The organism is uncultured Ilumatobacter sp., assembly GCF_963980585.1.
In the GTDB taxonomy this organism is placed as follows: Bacteria; Actinomycetota; Acidimicrobiia; order Acidimicrobiales; family Ilumatobacteraceae; genus Ilumatobacter_A.
This window is the reverse complement of the sequence record NZ_CAXCAM010000007.1, coordinates 52,666-68,392: the sequence shown is the minus strand read 5'-3', so window position 1 is coordinate 68,392 and position 15,727 is coordinate 52,666. Positions and strand designations below refer to the sequence as shown.

At 62.2% G+C, this 15,727-nt stretch carries 18 protein-coding genes; all 18 read left to right on the top strand.

Annotation, left to right across the window (positions count from 1 at the left end):
- Nucleotides 1-7: 7 nt before the first annotated feature.
- The 18 genes from ACH2DW_RS04040 to secF all read left to right on the top strand — a co-directional run bounded on the left by ACH2DW_RS04040 (nucleotide 8) and on the right by secF (nucleotide 15,722).
- Nucleotides 8-694 (top strand): CDP-alcohol phosphatidyltransferase family protein, encoded by a 687-nt coding sequence (locus ACH2DW_RS04040; protein ID WP_394928431.1) that lies wholly within the window; start codon nucleotides 8-10, stop codon nucleotides 692-694.
- Nucleotides 691-1,629: a phosphatidylinositol mannoside acyltransferase gene (locus tag ACH2DW_RS04035; protein ID WP_394928430.1), complete on the top strand. Its 939-nt coding sequence runs from the start codon at nucleotides 691-693 to the stop codon at nucleotides 1,627-1,629. The genes ACH2DW_RS04040 and ACH2DW_RS04035 overlap by 4 nt, the downstream gene beginning before the upstream one ends.
- A gap of 74 nt (nucleotides 1,630-1,703) precedes the next feature.
- Nucleotides 1,704-2,798, top strand: a complete 1,095-nt coding sequence (locus ACH2DW_RS04030) for a glycosyltransferase family 4 protein (protein WP_394928429.1) — start codon at nucleotides 1,704-1,706, stop codon at nucleotides 2,796-2,798.
- Nucleotides 2,799-2,824: 26 nt separating this feature from the next.
- On the top strand, nucleotides 2,825-3,379 hold the full coding sequence (locus ACH2DW_RS04025; RefSeq protein WP_394928428.1) for a LemA family protein: 555 nt from the start codon (nucleotides 2,825-2,827) through the stop codon (nucleotides 3,377-3,379).
- A 9-nt stretch (nucleotides 3,380-3,388) separates the two neighbouring features.
- Nucleotides 3,389-4,294 (top strand): M48 family metallopeptidase, encoded by a 906-nt coding sequence (locus tag ACH2DW_RS04020; RefSeq protein ID WP_394928427.1) that lies wholly within the window; start codon nucleotides 3,389-3,391, stop codon nucleotides 4,292-4,294.
- Nucleotides 4,294-5,406 (top strand): DUF3048 domain-containing protein, encoded by a 1,113-nt coding sequence (locus tag ACH2DW_RS04015; RefSeq protein WP_394928426.1) that lies wholly within the window; start codon nucleotides 4,294-4,296, stop codon nucleotides 5,404-5,406. The genes ACH2DW_RS04020 and ACH2DW_RS04015 overlap by 1 nt, the downstream gene beginning before the upstream one ends.
- A gap of 44 nt (nucleotides 5,407-5,450) precedes the next feature.
- Nucleotides 5,451-6,335 (top strand): pyridoxal 5'-phosphate synthase lyase subunit PdxS, encoded by an 885-nt coding sequence (gene pdxS, locus ACH2DW_RS04010; RefSeq protein WP_394928425.1) that lies wholly within the window; start codon nucleotides 5,451-5,453, stop codon nucleotides 6,333-6,335.
- Entirely contained in the window at nucleotides 6,332-6,934 is a 603-nt protein-coding gene (pdxT, locus tag ACH2DW_RS04005; RefSeq protein WP_394928424.1) for a pyridoxal 5'-phosphate synthase glutaminase subunit PdxT, read from the top strand. The genes pdxS and pdxT overlap by 4 nt, the downstream gene beginning before the upstream one ends.
- 17 nt (nucleotides 6,935-6,951) lie before the next feature.
- A complete protein-coding gene (locus ACH2DW_RS04000; RefSeq protein ID WP_394928423.1) occupies nucleotides 6,952-7,698 on the top strand; it encodes a YebC/PmpR family DNA-binding transcriptional regulator in 747 nt (248 codons plus the stop codon).
- Nucleotides 7,695-8,150 (top strand): peroxiredoxin, encoded by a 456-nt coding sequence (locus ACH2DW_RS03995; protein WP_394928422.1) that lies wholly within the window; start codon nucleotides 7,695-7,697, stop codon nucleotides 8,148-8,150. The genes ACH2DW_RS04000 and ACH2DW_RS03995 overlap by 4 nt, the downstream gene beginning before the upstream one ends.
- A gap of 27 nt (nucleotides 8,151-8,177) precedes the next feature.
- The gene (gene ruvC / locus ACH2DW_RS03990) at nucleotides 8,178-8,723 is read left to right on the top strand and encodes a crossover junction endodeoxyribonuclease RuvC (protein ID WP_394928421.1); all 546 of its coding nucleotides are present in this window, start codon (nucleotides 8,178-8,180) and stop codon (nucleotides 8,721-8,723) included.
- Nucleotides 8,720-9,307, top strand: a complete 588-nt coding sequence (gene ruvA, locus ACH2DW_RS03985; RefSeq protein WP_394928420.1) for a Holliday junction branch migration protein RuvA — start codon at nucleotides 8,720-8,722, stop codon at nucleotides 9,305-9,307. The genes ruvC and ruvA overlap by 4 nt, the downstream gene beginning before the upstream one ends.
- Before the next feature lie 27 nt (nucleotides 9,308-9,334).
- Entirely contained in the window at nucleotides 9,335-10,372 is a 1,038-nt protein-coding gene (gene ruvB, locus ACH2DW_RS03980; protein WP_394928419.1) for a Holliday junction branch migration DNA helicase RuvB, read from the top strand.
- 32 nt (nucleotides 10,373-10,404) lie between these two features.
- Entirely contained in the window at nucleotides 10,405-11,430 is a 1,026-nt protein-coding gene (queA, locus tag ACH2DW_RS03975; protein ID WP_394928418.1) for a tRNA preQ1(34) S-adenosylmethionine ribosyltransferase-isomerase QueA, read from the top strand.
- Nucleotides 11,431-11,439: 9 nt separating this feature from the next.
- Nucleotides 11,440-12,537: a tRNA guanosine(34) transglycosylase Tgt gene (gene tgt, locus ACH2DW_RS03970; protein ID WP_394928417.1), complete on the top strand. Its 1,098-nt coding sequence runs from the start codon at nucleotides 11,440-11,442 to the stop codon at nucleotides 12,535-12,537.
- 61 nt (nucleotides 12,538-12,598) lie between these two features.
- Nucleotides 12,599-13,105, top strand: a complete 507-nt coding sequence (yajC, locus tag ACH2DW_RS03965; protein WP_394928416.1) for a preprotein translocase subunit YajC — start codon at nucleotides 12,599-12,601, stop codon at nucleotides 13,103-13,105.
- Nucleotides 13,105-14,559: a protein translocase subunit SecD gene (gene secD, locus ACH2DW_RS03960; protein WP_394928415.1), complete on the top strand. Its 1,455-nt coding sequence runs from the start codon at nucleotides 13,105-13,107 to the stop codon at nucleotides 14,557-14,559. Before yajC ends, secD begins: the two co-directional genes overlap by 1 nt.
- Nucleotides 14,556-15,722 carry a protein translocase subunit SecF gene (gene secF / locus ACH2DW_RS03955; protein WP_394928414.1) on the top strand — a complete coding sequence of 389 codons (1,167 nt, stop codon included), beginning with the start codon at nucleotides 14,556-14,558 and terminating at the stop codon, nucleotides 15,720-15,722. Before secD ends, secF begins: the two co-directional genes overlap by 4 nt.
- The last annotated feature ends 5 nt before the right edge of the window (nucleotides 15,723-15,727 follow it).

The following is a 15,727-nucleotide window of genomic DNA, read 5'->3' as shown; positions in this document are numbered from 1 at the left end:
GCAGAACATGTTTGACGGCACATTCAGAAAGCCAGTCGACACGGCGGTCAAGCCGATCGGCGCGTTTCTGCGTAAAACGAAACTGACCCCTGATCACCTTACGATTCTTGGTCTCCTCGTCGGCGTTGGCGCCGCTGTGGCCATCGGTTTCGGCCGCCTGTGGTTGGGTTTGGCCCTCGTGATCTTGGCGGGGTTGCCCGATCTCCTCGATGGTGCGCTTGCCAAGGCAACAGGAACCTCCAGCCAGCGCGGCGCCTTTTTCGATTCGACCGTTGACCGAGTCACCGACTCGCTGCTCCTCGGGGGCATCGGCTGGCACTTTGCCTTGACCGAAGACCCTCGTCTGGTGCTGCTGCCCTTCGCCGTTGCCTCGACGTCGTCGATTATCAGCTACCAGCGGGCCAAGGCAGAGTCACTCGGCATCGATGCCAAGGGCGGCCTGATGGAACGCGCCGAGCGGATCATCGCGATCTGTATCGGACTGGCGTTCAACGTCTTACTCATTCCGATTCTGTGGTTGATGCTTGTGCTCACGGCCATCACCGCAGTGCAGCGATTCGCCAAGGTATGGAACGCCGCAGACGTTGCGCCTGTTACCGCAGCGAAGATCGAGATGCGTCGATCGCGACGGCAAAGCCGCCGAGTGGCACGCACTGAGCGGCGGCGCACACACGTGCCGCGCCGAAAGCAGTGACTCCCCAAGAATTGCAGCAGCAGTTCATCAGCCAGTTCACCACGAACGGCTACAAACTCGGAGCGTTGGCCGCCAGGCTGATTCCCGGGCCCCTCGCCATGGGATTCGCGACCCCGGCCGGTGCGGGGGCGAACCTTGCTAGCCCGGAACGCCGGGCGATCATCGAACGACACCTGCAGCGGGTCGATCCCACACTGCGCGGCCTGCGGCTGCGGAGGGCGGTGCAGGAGGCATTCGACTCCTATGCGCGCTACTGGATCGAAAGCTTTCGGCTCCCCACGATGTCCAAGCGCGCTGTTGCGGCATCATTCCGAGAGGACGGCTATCGGCACCTGACCGAAGCACTCGCCGCCGGCAACGGCGCCATCATTGCCCTACCCCACCTGGGAGGCTGGGAGTGGGCCGGTCGGTGGATCGCGGACCAGGGCCATCCCATCACGGTCATCGTCGAGCAGATCGAGCCTCCGGAACTGTTCGAGTGGTTCGTGGACCTGCGGTCGAAGCTGGGCATGACCGTCGTGCCGCTCGGTCCCAAAGCCGGCACCGCAGTGATTGCGGCGCTCAGGGCCAACCATGTGGTGTGCTTGCTGTCCGATCGCGACATTCAGGGCGGCGGCCCCACAGTGGAGTTCTTCGGGGAAACCACAACGCTGCCCGGAGGTGCGGCCACCGTGGCGCTGCGCACGGGGGCTCCGATTCTGCCGACGGGCGTGTACTTCACCGACCGATTCGACGGCCATCTCGGCTACGTCCGTCCCCCGATTCCAGTCGAGCGTCAGGCGAAGCGGCTGCGTGACGATGTGCAACGCGTCACGCAACTGATCGCCGCTGAGCTCGAAGTGTTGATCCGGCGAGCACCGTCGCAGTGGCACCTGTTCCAACCAAACTGGCCAAGCGACCCCGGCTACGGCGAATCGATCCGTGCTGATACCTGAGTGCGGTGTCCACCGCGACACCTGGGCAGAGGTTCAGGCTTGGACTTCCGCGCAGATCAGCTAGACATATCTCGGTGAACCGACCGCTACGCGTTGGGCTGGTGTGCCCATACAGCTTGACCATCCCGGGCGGGGTCCAAATGCAAGTGCTGGCATTGGCACACGAACTTCGCGCTCGCGGGCATGAAGCGCGAGTGCTCGGCCCCTGTGACGGCCCTCCGCCAGAGAGCTTTGTGACACCGCTCGGCAATTCCCTGCCGCTATCTGCGAATGGTTCGATCGCCCCGCTTGCACCCGACCCGTCTGCAGCGTTCCGTACGATTCAGGTGCTCAACGACGAAGCATTTGACGTGCTCCACGTGCACGAACCGTTGGCACCCGGGCCGACGCTGACAACGATCTTGACGCGGCCGGCGCCGATCGTCGCAACGTTCCACGCGGCCGGACAGTCGACGAGCTACCGGGTGTTCAAGGGTCCGCTAAGTCGCATCATCAAGCGGATCGATCACAAGGTCGTCGTTTCAAAAGATGCTCTGGCCCTTGCCCGATCTCACCTCGGCGGGGACTACGAAGTGTTGTTTAACGGTGTCGATATCGGCCAGATTCAAGCGGTCGACCCGATGGTGACGGACCGGCCGACAATCTTTTTTTGCGGGCGCCATGAAGACCGCAAAGGGCTCAGCGTCTTGATCGATGCCTTCGAGCAAATGCCCGCCGATGTCGATCTCTGGATTGGCAGCGACGGTCCTGACACGGCAGCACTGCAGCGACGGACGTCCGGTGACCAGCGAATCCACTGGCTCGGCCGTATCACTGAGAAGGACAAATTCGCTCGGCTGCGCGGCGCAGATATTTTTTGTGCTCCTTCATTGGGGGGAGAGTCGTTCGGAGTCGTGCTGATCGAAGCGATGGCCGCTGAGACCACCGTGGTAGCCAGCGCGCTCGACGGTTATCGCAACGTTGCCACCGACAACGTCGATTCGATCCTGACACCTCCGGGATCGGTTGATGCGCTCGCTGGCGCACTGCGTCGTGCGCTCGACGACTACGAACTGTCAGCCCGGCTCCGCTCCGCAGGAGCATTGCGAGCCACGGACTTCGCAATGTCGACGCTGGCGGACCGGTACGTGGAGATCTACCGGGAACTGATTTTCGACTCCACCCGCTGATCTTGCCGGGGTCGTACACTGGCCCGATGATCGTCCTTCTCCTTGTCATCGTCGTGGTGGTTGTCGTCGTGGCAATCATCATCGGCGCCTACAACGGCTTGATTCGTCGCCGAAACCAGATCGAGAATGCTTGGTCCCAGATCGACGTACAGCTCAAGCGGCGCCTTGATCTCATCCCCAATCTGGTTGAAACCGTCAAGGGCTATGCCGCCCATGAGCGCGAGACGCTCGAAGCCGTCATCAATGCTCGCAATGCCGCCATCCAGGCGCCCGACACGCCGGCGGGACAAGCCGGCGCCAACAACATGCTCGAAGGTGCGCTCGGCAAGCTGTTTGCACTGGGTGAGGCGTACCCCGACCTCAAGGCGAACCAGAACTTCTTGCAGTTGCAGGAAGAACTGACCGCAACCGAGGGTCGGGTGGCGTACTCGCGCCAGTTCTACAACGACAGTGTGCTTGATTACAACAACAAGCTTGAGCAGTTCCCGACCGTTCTGTTCGCAAAGGCAATGAAGTTTGAACGCCGCGAGTACTTCCAAGCTGAAGAAGCAGCTCGCACCTCACCGAGTGTCGAATTCTGATTCATCTCCATGTTTGAACTGATCAGATCGAACAAACGCCGGAGTCTCGCGCTCGTTGCCGGTTTCATGGTTGTCGTCGCCCTCGTCGGGGCCGCCATCGGCCTCGTCGTTGGCAGTGGCATTCTTTTTACGCTCATCGCTCTCGTGATCAGTGGTGTAGTCGCACTTGCGTCCTACTGGAAGGCAGACAAGATCGCGTTGCGCATGAGTCGTGCCCACCCAGCGTCAGCGGTTGAATATCAGCGCCTCCACAACCTGGTCGAGGGCCTCTGTATCGCTGCGGGACTTCCCAAGCCCGGTGTCTACATCATTGAAGACCCTGCACCGAATGCCTTTGCAACCGGACGCAATCCCGAGCATGCGGCCATCGCCGTGACGACTGGTCTGCTGGAAAAGCTGAACCGCGTCGAACTCGAAGGTGTGGTCGCGCACGAGTTGGGCCACATCAAGAACTACGACATCCTGGTGTCGACGCTCGCGGTCACCATGGTGGGCACGGTTGCGCTGCTCGCTGACGGTGCGATTCGGTTGATGTGGTGGAACGGCGGACGCGTGGCGCGTCGCGGCGACCACGACAACGGCAACAACCCGCTTGCCTACGTCGGCTTTGCCCTGCTGATTGTTTCACCGCTCATTGCAAAGGCGATGCAGGCGGCCATCTCGCGTCGCCGCGAGACGCTCGCTGATGTCACGGCTTGCCAACTCACTCGTTACCCGCCGGGGCTGATCTCTGCGCTCGAGAAGCTCCAGGAAGACACTACGGTGACGCACAGCGCGTCGACCGCTACGGCACACTTGTGGATTGAACAGCCCATGAGTGGTGTCGGGGACCAAGGTAAACTGCGCGCCGTCCACCAGTTGTTCAATACCCATCCGCCGCTCGACGAGCGAATCGCACTTCTGAGAGAGCTCTGATGACCATGAGATCCTTCCTGTCTGTCCGGCGCAGCTTGGCGCTCGCCGCCGTCGCAATGGTGGGCGCTGCGGCGTGCTCGGGAGGGTCCGAAGAAGCCGCGATCACTACGCCCGTCGAAACAACGGCGAGCGAGGTGACAACCACGACTGCTGTCGAGGTGACAACCACGACTGCTGTCGAGGCAACGACGACCACCCTTGCCCCGGCCATCATCCGCCAGCCGCTCACAGGTGAGCCGCTGGCGAGTGAGGCGGACTTTGTTGAGCGTCCGGCAATGGCCGTCAAGATCGACAACCATCCCGGTGCGCGCCGCAACCACTCCGGTTTGGCGGTTGCCGACATCGTCTTCGAAGAAAAGGTCGAAGGGTCGCTGACTCGTTTCGCTGCCGTGCTCCACACCCAGGACGCGGACCCGTTGGGACCCATTCGTTCCGGTCGTGAGCAAGACGTTGCACTGCTCAGTTCGTTCAACGAGCCGTTGTTCGCCTGGAGCGGCGGCAACCCTGGTGTTACAGCCTTGGTTCGGTCGTCGTCGCTGGTCGACATCGGCGCTCCGTCGTACCCCGGCAGTTACTACCGTGGTCCCGGATCCGGACCGCACAACTTGTATTCCGATTCCGACTCGCTGTACTCGCTGACGCCGGAGGGCCACCCAGGCGCTCCTCCCGCGCAGTACGGCTACCTCGATGACGGTCAGGTCTTCGCCGGAGCGCCCGGTCGCAATGTGTCGTTCTCGATCGGCAGTATTGACATCGAGTGGACGTGGAGCGACGAAGAACAGCGTTACGAGCGGTCTCAGGAGGGTGAAGCGCACGTCGACAAGACCTACGGCCGGATTGGAGCGGAGAACGTCGTGCTCCTCGGCGTCGACTACCGCCAGAGCTCCATCGATCAGAATGCGCCTGAGGCGATCACGGTCGGTTCGGGCCTCGTGTCGGTCTTCAGTAATGGTGAGTATCTCTCGGGCACCTGGGAACGTGAGTTGGCAACCTCCCCGTTCACGTTGACTGTCGGCGGCGAGCAGGTCATCCAACTGACTCCTGGGCAGACCTGGGTCGAGTTGGTCGAGGTCAGCACGCCAGGCGAAGTACCAGCCTTCGAAGTTTCCTGACAAACGATCGGGCGGGTTCGGTCCAGCGAAAGTAGCCTGTGGTCATGATCGCTGACAGCACCGGAACGTTCCCCGTCAAGCGGGGGTTGGCCGAGATGATGAAGGGCGGCGTCATCATGGACGTCGTCAATCCTGAGCAAGCCAAGATCGCAGAAGACGCCGGCGCCGTTGCCGTGATGGCATTGGAGCGCGTCCCGGCCGATATTCGGGTCGACGGTGGCGTTGCCCGTATGAGCGACCCTGAGATGATCGACGGAATCCAAGCCGTGTGTTCGATTCCCGTCATGGCAAAGGTGCGCATTGGTCACTTCGTCGAAGCGCAAATCATCCAATCGCTGGGTGTCGACTTTATCGACGAGTCCGAAGTGCTGACTCCCGCCGACGAGGCGTACCACATCGACAAGATGGCATTCGACGTGCCGTTCGTATGCGGCGCGACCAACCTCGGTGAAGCGCTTCGGCGTATCTCCGAAGGCGCTGCGATGATCCGTTCGAAGGGTGAAGCTGGCACGGGCAACGTGGTCGAAGCGGTCCGCCACCTCCGGTCAATCCTCGGTGACATCAAGCGCATGACGCAGGCAGACGAAGCTGAGTTGTTCGGCTGGGCCAAAGACCTGCAGGCCCCGCTGCCACTCGTGCAGGAGATCGCACAGACCGGCAAGCTGCCAGTCCCGCTGTTCTGCGCCGGGGGTCTCGCGACGCCGGCCGACGCAGCACTCGCCATGCAACTCGGTGCCGACGCCGTCTTCGTCGGGTCAGGCATCTTCAAGTCCGATGATCCGTCGCCGCGCGCCAAGGCGATCGTCGAGGCAACGACGCACTACCAAGACGCCGACATCCTCGCCAAGGTCAGCCGGGGCCTTGGCACCCCGATGACAGGCATCGGCATGGACGAAATCAGCGTCAAGTACGCCGACCGCGGTTGGTGAATCGATCCGCTGAGGCTTCCGGCCCGGTCGTCGGGGTGCTCGCACTGCAAGGTGCGTTCTCCACCCATCTTGAGCGTCTCGCAGCGCTTGGCGTCGATGCACGCCTGGTCAAGCAGCCCGAGCATCTTGATGGTGTTGACGCACTTATTTTGCCGGGCGGTGAAAGCACGACGATGTCGATGCTGCTCGACACGAGCGGTCTCAGAGATCCGCTCAGCGACTTGCTCGGCGACGGGATGCCGGTCTTTGGCACGTGTGCCGGGATGATCCTGTGCGCCTCGAACGTGCTCGACGGTCGACCAGATCAGCATGGCTTCGACCTGATTGACATCACGGTACGCCGCAACGGGTATGGCCGGCAGCTCGACAGCTTCGAAACCGACCTCGACATTGTGGGGCTCGACACGCCGTTCCACGCGGTGTTCATCCGGGCGCCGCGAGTCGAGCGTGTCGGCGTCGCCGTCGAGGTCCTCGCCGAGCACGACGGCATTCCTGTTCTCGTTCGGGACGGAACCTGTACGGTGGCAGCGTTCCACCCGGAATTGACTCACGACACCCGACTCCACGAATTGTTCGTCGCTCAACTCACCGGAAACTGAAAACAAGGGATCCTCGTATGTCCGGCCATTCCAAATGGGCAACAATCAAGCACAAGAAGGGCGCCACCGACGCGAAGCGCGGCAAGCTCTTCGCGAAACTCGCCCGCCAGATCGAAGTTGCCGCCAAAGGCGGTGGCGACGTCGACATGAACCCGACACTGCGAACGGCCGTCCAAAAGGCCAAGTCGGCGCAGATGACCAACGAAGCAATCGATCGTGCGGTCAAACGGGGGAGCGGCAACGCCGAAGGCGATGCCTACGAGAGCATCATGTATGAGGGGTACGCCCCAGGTGGAGCGGCCCTGATGATCGACGTGCTCACCGACAACCGCAATCGGTCCGGCGCCGACATCCGTCAGATCTTCAGCAAGCTCGGTGGGTCGATGGCCGAGCCGGGAGCAGTGGGGTGGCAGTTCGCCCGCAAGGGCGTCATCATGGTCGACGCGAGCGCCGACGAAGACGAGTTGATGATGGCTGCACTCGAAGCAGGCGCCGAGGACATGGTCCAGGTGGGCGAGGCCTTCCAGGTCACGTCGGACCCGTCGCCCGTGTACGACATCAAGACGGCGCTCGAGACTGGCGGATTCACAGTGCAATCAGCGGACTCGCCGATGATGGCCGAGAACCTCGTGCCGGTCACCGACGTGAAAGATGCCAAAGCGATCCTCCGTATTCTGGAGGCGCTTGAAGACAACGATGACGTGCAAGACGTCTTTTCGAACTTCGACATGAGCGACGACCTGATGGAAGCGGCAGCCGAGTGAGCCTCTCGGTCGGCGAAGCCGCTCCCGACTTCGATCTGCCCGGTACAGGAGGACGCAGCTACACCTTGGCCGAGTTTGCGGGCAAGTCGGTCGTGCTCGTGTTTTACCCGGGCGACGACACGCCGGTCTGCACAAAGCAGCTGAACAGCTACAACGACGGCCTCGAGCAGTTCGCTAACCTCGATGCGCAGGTCCTGGCGATTTCGGCGCAGGACGTGACCAGCCACGAAGGTTTTGCAGGCAAGCACGGCTTCGCATTTCCACTCCTCGCAGATGTCGACAAGTCAGTCGCTGGCACGTACGGGACGTTGGGGCCGCTCGGCTTTCCTCGCCGCAGCGTGTTCATCATCGATGGCGACGGCATTGTCCGGTACGCCCATCGGGCCATCGCCGGGCTGACATACCGCCCGGTGAGTGAATTGGTCGACGAGTTGGAGAAGCTCCCCTCCTGACCACCCGATCGAGTACGCTACGAACCTATGTTCGCCAACAGTGTTGACGCCACCTCCGGGGTGACCACTCGAGTGTTGGGCATCGACCCTGGGCTCACCCGATGTGGCTTCGCGGTGATTGACGGTCGAGGTCCCGGGTCGGCGACGGCGGTGTCGATGGGTGTGATCCGCACACCGAAGACGGATCCGTTACCGCAGCGACTCGGCGCATTGAGGACCGAGTTCACGGCACTGATCGCCGAATTCAAGCCCGACGCTGTCGCTGTCGAGCAGGTGTTCTTCCAGGTCAATGTGCGCACAGCCATGAGCGTCGGCCAAGCGAGCGGCCTCGCGCTCGCCGAAGCGGCGCTGGCAGGGTGTGAAGTCATCCAATACACCCCCAACCAGGTCAAAGACGCCGTTGCCGGGTGGGGTGGAGCTGGCAAGGAACAGGTGCAGAAGATGGTGCAGGCTCGTCTGAAGCTGACCACGTTGCCTCGGCCAGCCGATGCCGCTGATGCCGCCGCATTGGCACTTTGTCATCTCGCCATGTCGCCGATCGGGCGTCGTCTTCGTCAGGCGGCAAGCTCGTGATCGGGTCGCTCCGCGGCGAGATTCTTGAACGGAACGTCGATGGCACCGTGTTGCTCGAAGTCGCAGGTGTCGGCTACCTCGTCACGGTGTCCCAGCGCGTGATCCCCGAACTTGAGCCGGGTAGTTCCACGTTCCTGCGCATCCACCATCACATTCGCGAAGACGCGCAGACCTTGTTCGGATTCACATCAAACGAAGACAAAGCGACGTTCCAGATTCTGCTCGCGACCCACGGGGTCGGGCCGGCGATGGCCATGTCGGTGCTGGCCACGCACCCGGCCGCTTCGCTGGTCGACATTGTTGCCAACAATGACATCGCCGCGCTGCAGTTGGTGCCCAAGGTGGGCAAGAAGACCGCAGAACGCCTCATCGTCGAGCTGAAGAATAGGTTGTCACTCGACGTGCTCGATGGCGGTGGTCTCGGTGTCGGTGGCGGGAACTCCAGCATTGCCGACGTACGCGAGGCGCTCGCAGGCCTCGGCTACGGAACTGACGAGATCCGTGACGTTTTGCGTGAACTACCGAGCGATGCTGACTCGGCCACACTGTTGCGCGACGCGCTCAAGACATTGTCCAAGAACTGATCCAGAACTGAAACGGAGTGCTGCATCATGCGCGATGAATTCCTCGATCCCGGTGTCGGCCACGAGACCAATGTCGGTGAGGTCGAACTCGAAGAAGGCATCCGTCCCCGGGCGCTCGACGAGTTCATTGGCCAGCGCGAGCTCAAAGAGCATCTCGCGATCGTGATGGAGGCAGCTCGGCGCCGCGAACAGCCGGTCGACCACCTGCTGTTCGCCGGTCCGCCCGGACTCGGCAAGACCACGTTGGCCGGCATCGTGGCAACGGAGATGGGCACGCAGTTGCACATCACCTCGGGTCCGGCCCTTGAACGAGCCGGTGACCTCGCAGCAATCCTCACCAAACTCGAAGACCACGACGTGCTGTTCATCGACGAAATCCACCGGCTCAACCGGGCCGTCGAAGAGATCTTGTACCCAGCGATGGAGGACTTCCAGCTCGACATCGTGGTGGGAAAGGGGCCTGCAGCGTCGAGTATTCGGCTCACGATGCCGCCCTTCACGCTCGTCGGCGCCACCACCCGCACGGGCATGATCACCGGTCCGCTTCGTGACCGGTTCGGCCTGGTGGCGCGGCTCGACTACTACGACCATGACGAACTGCAAGCCATCGTCGTGCGAGCGGCCGGGATCTTCGACATTTCGATCGATCCGCTGGGCGCCTTCGAAATTGCGCGACGGTCCCGCGGCACACCGCGGATTGCGAATCGGCTGCTGCGACGTGTGCGCGACTTCGCCGAAGTGCGCGCTGACGGATCGATCACTGCCAAGGTCGCAGAAGAAGGGCTCGCGCTCTTCGGCGTCGACAACCGTGGACTCGACAAGGTCGACCGGGCCCTCCTCGCGGCGCTGTGCAAGCAGTTTCATGGCGGACCTGTCGGCTTGTCGACGTTGGCGATCAGCGTCGGCGAGCAGCCGGAAACGGTCGAGGACGTCTATGAACCGTTCCTCATCACACAGGGAATGATCGCTCGCACTCCCCGGGGTCGAGTCGCGCTCGCTGCGGCCTATGACCACGTCGGCATCACGGCGCCAGCGAAAGTCCAGAACGGCTCACTCTTCGACTGAACCTTTGTCGCTCGCACCTAGCATTGTCCCGCGTGCGGCTCTCCGACTTCGACTACGTCCTCCCGGACGAGCGCATCGCGCAGACCCCGATCGCTCCGCGCGACGCTGCTCGCCTCCTGGTGGCGGGCGACCCCGTCCAGCATCGACACGTCAGCGACCTGCCTGACCTGTTGCAGCCAGGCGACCTGCTGGTGGTCAACGAAACGCGAGTGATTCCCGCCCGCCTCAAGCTCACTCGCTCGACTGGTGGGGCAGCTGAGGTGCTGCTGCTCGAGGCGATCGATCCGGACCGGCGAGTGTGGGAGGCCTTGGTCCGCCCGGGCAAGAAGTTGAAAGTCGGAGAGCGCCTCTTTGCGGACGGTGTGCCTCTCGTCAGCATCGGCGAACGGACACCCGCCGGGGACACCTTCTGGGTGCACTTACTCGGAGATGCCGATCCGCTCACGCTGCTCGATCAGCACGGCCAGATGCCGTTGCCGCCGTACATCACCGCCACACTTGAGAATCCGGATCGGTACCAGACCGTGTTTGCCAACACCCCCGGGAGCGCGGCAGCGCCGACTGCTGGACTGCATTTCACCCCTGAACTGTTCGGGCGACTCGCCGCGCAGGGCATCGATCGCGTCGCCGTTGAACTCATTGTCGGGCTCGACACGTTTCAGCCGATCAGCACTGAGAACCCACTCGATCACCCGATGCACACGGAGCGATATCGGGTGCCGCCCGAAACCATGGAGGCGTGTTTGCAGACTCGCGAGCAGGGCGGGCGCGTGGTCGCTGTGGGTACCACCGCGGTTCGTGCACTCGAGTCTGCGGCGAAGTCCGGTGAGTTGTCCGGACGAACCAGGCTGTTCATCCACGAGGGTTTCGATTGGCAACTCGTCGACGTGCTGATGACGAATTTCCATCTGCCGAAAACGACGTTGCTGATGATGATCGACGCGTTTGCGGGCCCGGACTGGCGCGACCTCTACGCCGAGGCGCTACGCGAGGAGTACCGCTTTCTCTCGTTTGGCGACGCCATGTTGCTCGAGCGGTCTCGGTCGCAAATCCCCTAACCTCTCAGCGTGCACAGGGTCAACCTCCACGTCAGCGCCACGCACGGTGCAGCCCGAACCGGAACTGCCACGACGGCACGCGGAACATATGAGACACCGCTGTTCATGCCTGTCGGTACCCGTGGCGCGATCAAGTATCTGAGCGCTGCAGACTACGACCGGCTTGGTGCCGAAATCGTGCTCGGCAACACGTACCACTTGATGCTGCGACCTGGTGCCGACCTCATCGAGCGGTTCGGTGGACTCGGATCCTTTACCGGTTGGGACGGGGTGACGCTGACTGACTCAGGTGGCTTTCAGGTCTTTTCGCTCGATCCCAAGGTCGACGACGACGGCGTGACGTTCAAGAGCACCTACGACGGCTCGTCACACCGCTTTACGCCCGAAATTGCCGTTGCCGTGCAGCAGCAGTTAGGTGCAGACATCCAAATGGTGCTTGACGTCTGTCCGCCTCTGCCGAGTCCGCCCGAGGTCATCCGCCTCGCGGTCGAGCGAACCCATGCGTGGGCGCAGCGGGCCAAAGCGGCCCATACGCGCCAGGATCAGGCGCTGTTCGGCATTGTGCAGGGCGGCGTCAGTCCGACGATGCGTGCCGAGAGTGCGCAGCGCACCGTCGACATCGGCTTCGATGGCTACGGAATTGGTGGCTTGTCAGTGGGGGAGTCGCGTGACGAAATGCTGCCGGCGCTGGCTGCAGTCATCGAGCACCTTCCAGCCGATCAGCCGCGCTACCTCATGGGGGTCGGCGACCCAGCTTCGCTGATCGAAGCGGTCGCACTCGGAGTGGACCAGTTCGACTGCGTGATGCAGACACGACTTGGTCGGCACGGCACAGCATTGACCTCGACGGGCCGATTTCAAGCCAAGGCCGCCAGGAATGCGGAACTCGACGAACCGCTCGACGAGCTCTGCCCGTGTGAAGTGTGCGCTCGGCACAGCCGGGGTTACATCCGACATCTGCTCCAAGTCGGCGAGCCGACTGCGTCGCGGCTGCTGTCGATTCACAACGTGGCATGGACCTTCGATTTGATGCGCCGGATGCGTGCTGCGATCACCGATGGCTCGTTCGACACGCTGCGGCGCGAGGTGCTCGACGTCTGGGCGTGACCCACGCAGTTGCGGCATGCCCCGTCTCGGGCGTTTGACGCCGGTAGGATCGCACGCCGTTATGCCCTCCACATTTGCGATTTCATTGACCGGCACTCTTTTCGCCAACGCCGACGGCGGTTCAGGCGGTTCAATCCTGTCGTTCCTCTTCCTGCCGCTGATCCTGGCCGCGATGTACTTCCTGATGATCCGGCCGCAACGCAAGCGGATGCGTCAGCAGCAGAACGTGCAGCAATCAATCGAGGTTGGCAATGAGGTGGTGACCACGTCGGGCATTTTCGGCACGATCACCGGCGAAGATGGTCCGAACCGATTCTGGCTTGAAATCGACGATGAGCATGATGTGCAGATCCGCATTGCGCGAGCCGCGATTCAGAACGTCGTCACCCCCGACGATGACGCGGACACAGCTGATGACGCGGATGAGGCGGACGGTACCGATGATGCCGACCAAGCTGATGCTGACCAAGCTGATGACGCGGACACAGCTGGCGACGCAGACACAGCTGGCGACTCGGACGATGGTGATGCTGTCGATGCGGTGTCGAACGACGACACCAGCAACTGATGAAACGTCGCCTCTGGATTTCGCTGATCGGCACGATCGTCGCCGTTGTCGGTGCCTTGGCGTTCAATCTCGCCACCGACAACAAGCCAATTCTCGGTCTTGATCTCCAGGGTGGCCTGTCGGTCATCTTGGCTCCTGAGGAAGGTGCCTCCGAAGCTGATCTGCTGGTCGTTCGTGACCTCGTCCGGTCCTCGCTTGAACGGAGCGGCGTCGCTGAGCCCGACGTGCGCGTGCAGGGTTCCAACATCGTGGTCGACCTGCCCGGGGTGAAGGATAAAGAAGAAGCCTTGCGCAGCGTCAGCGTGTCCGGCATCGTCGAACTCCGGCCTGTGGTCAACTTGTCCGACTGCTCCGCTCCCATCGTTGACCCAGAAGTCACTGACGATGTCGAGCCGAATGGATTCCGGCGGACGGCTCCCGAACCGGAGCCGGACGACACTGTGCCGCCGGTGCCCACGCTGTTTGCAAACGGTGCAGAGTTCCTGCCGACACTTGACGGCGGCGCGGTGTGTGTCGGCCCGGCGCAGGCCAGCGGCGAAGTGTTCAAGCGTGACAGCGCCTCGGTGGCGCTTGGTCAAGTGGGTGGATTCAGTGTCAACGTCGAGCTGCGTAGCGACGGCGAAGCGGCGTGGAACTCTTTGGCGACGCAGTGCTTCAATCAGCTCCCGACGTGCCCGTCGACCGGAATTGACGCGAACGGCGCGTCGCGTCCCGGTCAGATTGCGATCGTGCTCGATGGCGTGGTGCAATCGGCCCCTGTGGTCAATACGCCGGTCTTCGACGGAAATGTTTCGATCACCGGCAGTTTCAGTCAAGAAGAAGCCGAACAGCTCGCCGACGTGCTCAACCGTGGAGCGTTCCCGGTCCAGGTCACGCCGCAGGAGACCCGCACCGTTTCAGCTTCCGCTGGTGGCGACTCGCTGAACGCCGCAATCATCTCCGGGCTCATTGGTCTCGCACTGGTGCTCATTTTCCTCGTCTTGTACTACCGTCTGCTTGCGCTGGTGATCATCGGTGGTCTCATCATTTGGGGCATGACCGTCTACAGCGCTGCGGCATTTGTGTCGGGAGCGACGAACTACGCACTCAGCCTCGCTGGTATCACCGGCATCATCGTTGCCATCGGTGTCACGGTTGACAGTTACGTGGTGTTCTTCGAGCGCATGAAAGACGAAATTCGCAACGGGCGGACGCTGCGCAACGCTGCACCGCGCAGTTTCAACAGCACGTGGCGCACCATCTGGTCCGCAGACCTCGTCTCGGTAATTGGCGCCGTTATCTTGTTCTCTCTCAGCGTTGGGTCCGTGCGTGGTTTCGCGCTCTACCTCGGCATCACGACGCTCTGCGACCTCTTCGTGTGTTTCTTCTTCACCCGGCCGGCGGTGCTCCTCCTGGCGAGAAGCAAGTTCATGGTCGGCAAACGCGCCTTCGGGCTGGAGGTGGCAGCGTCATGAGTCGCGGGGACCACATCGCATCCACCGGCCTCGGCCGGCTCTTCCGTGGACAGACTGCGGTCGACTTCTACGGCAAGCGCCGTATTGGACTGATCGTGGCCATCGTGGTCATTGTCGTCACGCTTCTGTCGCTGTTTACCAGAGGTCTCAACCTCGGACTCGATTTCGAAGGTGGCGATGCCTGGGACGTTCCTGCAAGCGAGACCTTCACGACCGATGACGCAGCGGACGTGCTCGAAGAAAACGGTGTTTCAACGACCGGCGCGCGCATCCAGCGTCGCTCGGGCGAGACGACCGATGTCGTCACGATCCAAATCGAAGAGGTCAGCCGCGACGTTGCCTTGGACCTGACCAACGGTTTTGCAGAGCGAGCCGGTGTCGACGCCGAAGAGATCAGCTTCTCGTTCACCAGTTCGACCTGGGGCGGCGAGATTACCGAGAAGGCCGTTCGAGCGCTCGTGATCTTCTTGATCATCGTCTCGATCTTCATTTCGATCCGATTTGAGTACCGCATGGCGGTGGCAGCCCTTGCCGCCATGGTCCATGACGTCATTGTGGTGGTCGGGGTCTACTCGGTGTTCGGTTTTGAGGTGACCCCTGCGACGGTCATCGCCTTCCTCACGATTCTCGGCTATTCGCTGTACGACACGATCGTCGTCTTCGACCGAGTGCAGGAGAACGAGGGCAAGTACGCGGGCGTTCGGATGCCGTACGAGGACATCGTCAACATCTCGATGAACCAAGTGCTGATGCGCTCAATCAACACCAGCATCTCATCGATCCTTCCCGTCATCTCGCTGCTACTGATCGGCTCCGGTCTGCTCGGTGCCGTGACGCTGCGCGAGTTTGCGCTGGCTCTGCTGGTTGGCATGATCTCGGGGATCTACTCCTCGATCTTCGTGGCAACACCACTGCTTGCAGGCCTGAAGGCGAATGTCGGGCGGAAAGCCCGTCGTGAGCGCCTGACTGGCGACAACTTGCGCGCTGCAGTCATCGGATCCGGGGTCACCGGGCGCGTGGCAGCAGCACCGACCGCTGCGGGGGGCGACAACGACGATGGCGGCGATGAGCATGACGACGACGCCAAGACCGCAGCCATCCTCGAACCGGCGGGCAAGTTGCTCACCCATCCGCCGCGACCGCGCAAGAAGAAGCGCCGCTGACCGAC

Bases quoted from the DNA above. Each gene is read 5' to 3' on its own strand.
- ACH2DW_RS04040 (WP_394928431.1), top strand. From the start codon at position 8: ATGTTTGACGGCACATTCAGAAAGCCAGTCGACACGGCGGTCAAGCCG.
- ACH2DW_RS04025 (WP_394928428.1), top strand. From the start codon at position 2,825: ATGATCGTCCTTCTCCTTGTCATCGTCGTGGTGGTTGTCGTCGTGGCA.
- ACH2DW_RS04020 (WP_394928427.1), top strand. From the start codon at position 3,389: ATGTTTGAACTGATCAGATCGAACAAACGCCGGAGTCTCGCGCTCGTT.
- ACH2DW_RS04015 (WP_394928426.1), top strand. From the start codon at position 4,294: ATGACCATGAGATCCTTCCTGTCTGTCCGGCGCAGCTTGGCGCTCGCC.
- pdxS (WP_394928425.1), top strand. From the start codon at position 5,451: ATGATCGCTGACAGCACCGGAACGTTCCCCGTCAAGCGGGGGTTGGCC.
- ACH2DW_RS04000 (WP_394928423.1), top strand. From the start codon at position 6,952: ATGTCCGGCCATTCCAAATGGGCAACAATCAAGCACAAGAAGGGCGCC.
- ruvC (WP_394928421.1), top strand. From the start codon at position 8,178: ATGTTCGCCAACAGTGTTGACGCCACCTCCGGGGTGACCACTCGAGTG.
- ruvB (WP_394928419.1), top strand. From the start codon at position 9,335: ATGCGCGATGAATTCCTCGATCCCGGTGTCGGCCACGAGACCAATGTC.
- yajC (WP_394928416.1), top strand. From the start codon at position 12,599: ATGCCCTCCACATTTGCGATTTCATTGACCGGCACTCTTTTCGCCAAC.
- secD (WP_394928415.1), top strand. From the start codon at position 13,105: ATGAAACGTCGCCTCTGGATTTCGCTGATCGGCACGATCGTCGCCGTT.
- secF (WP_394928414.1), top strand. From the start codon at position 14,556: ATGAGTCGCGGGGACCACATCGCATCCACCGGCCTCGGCCGGCTCTTC.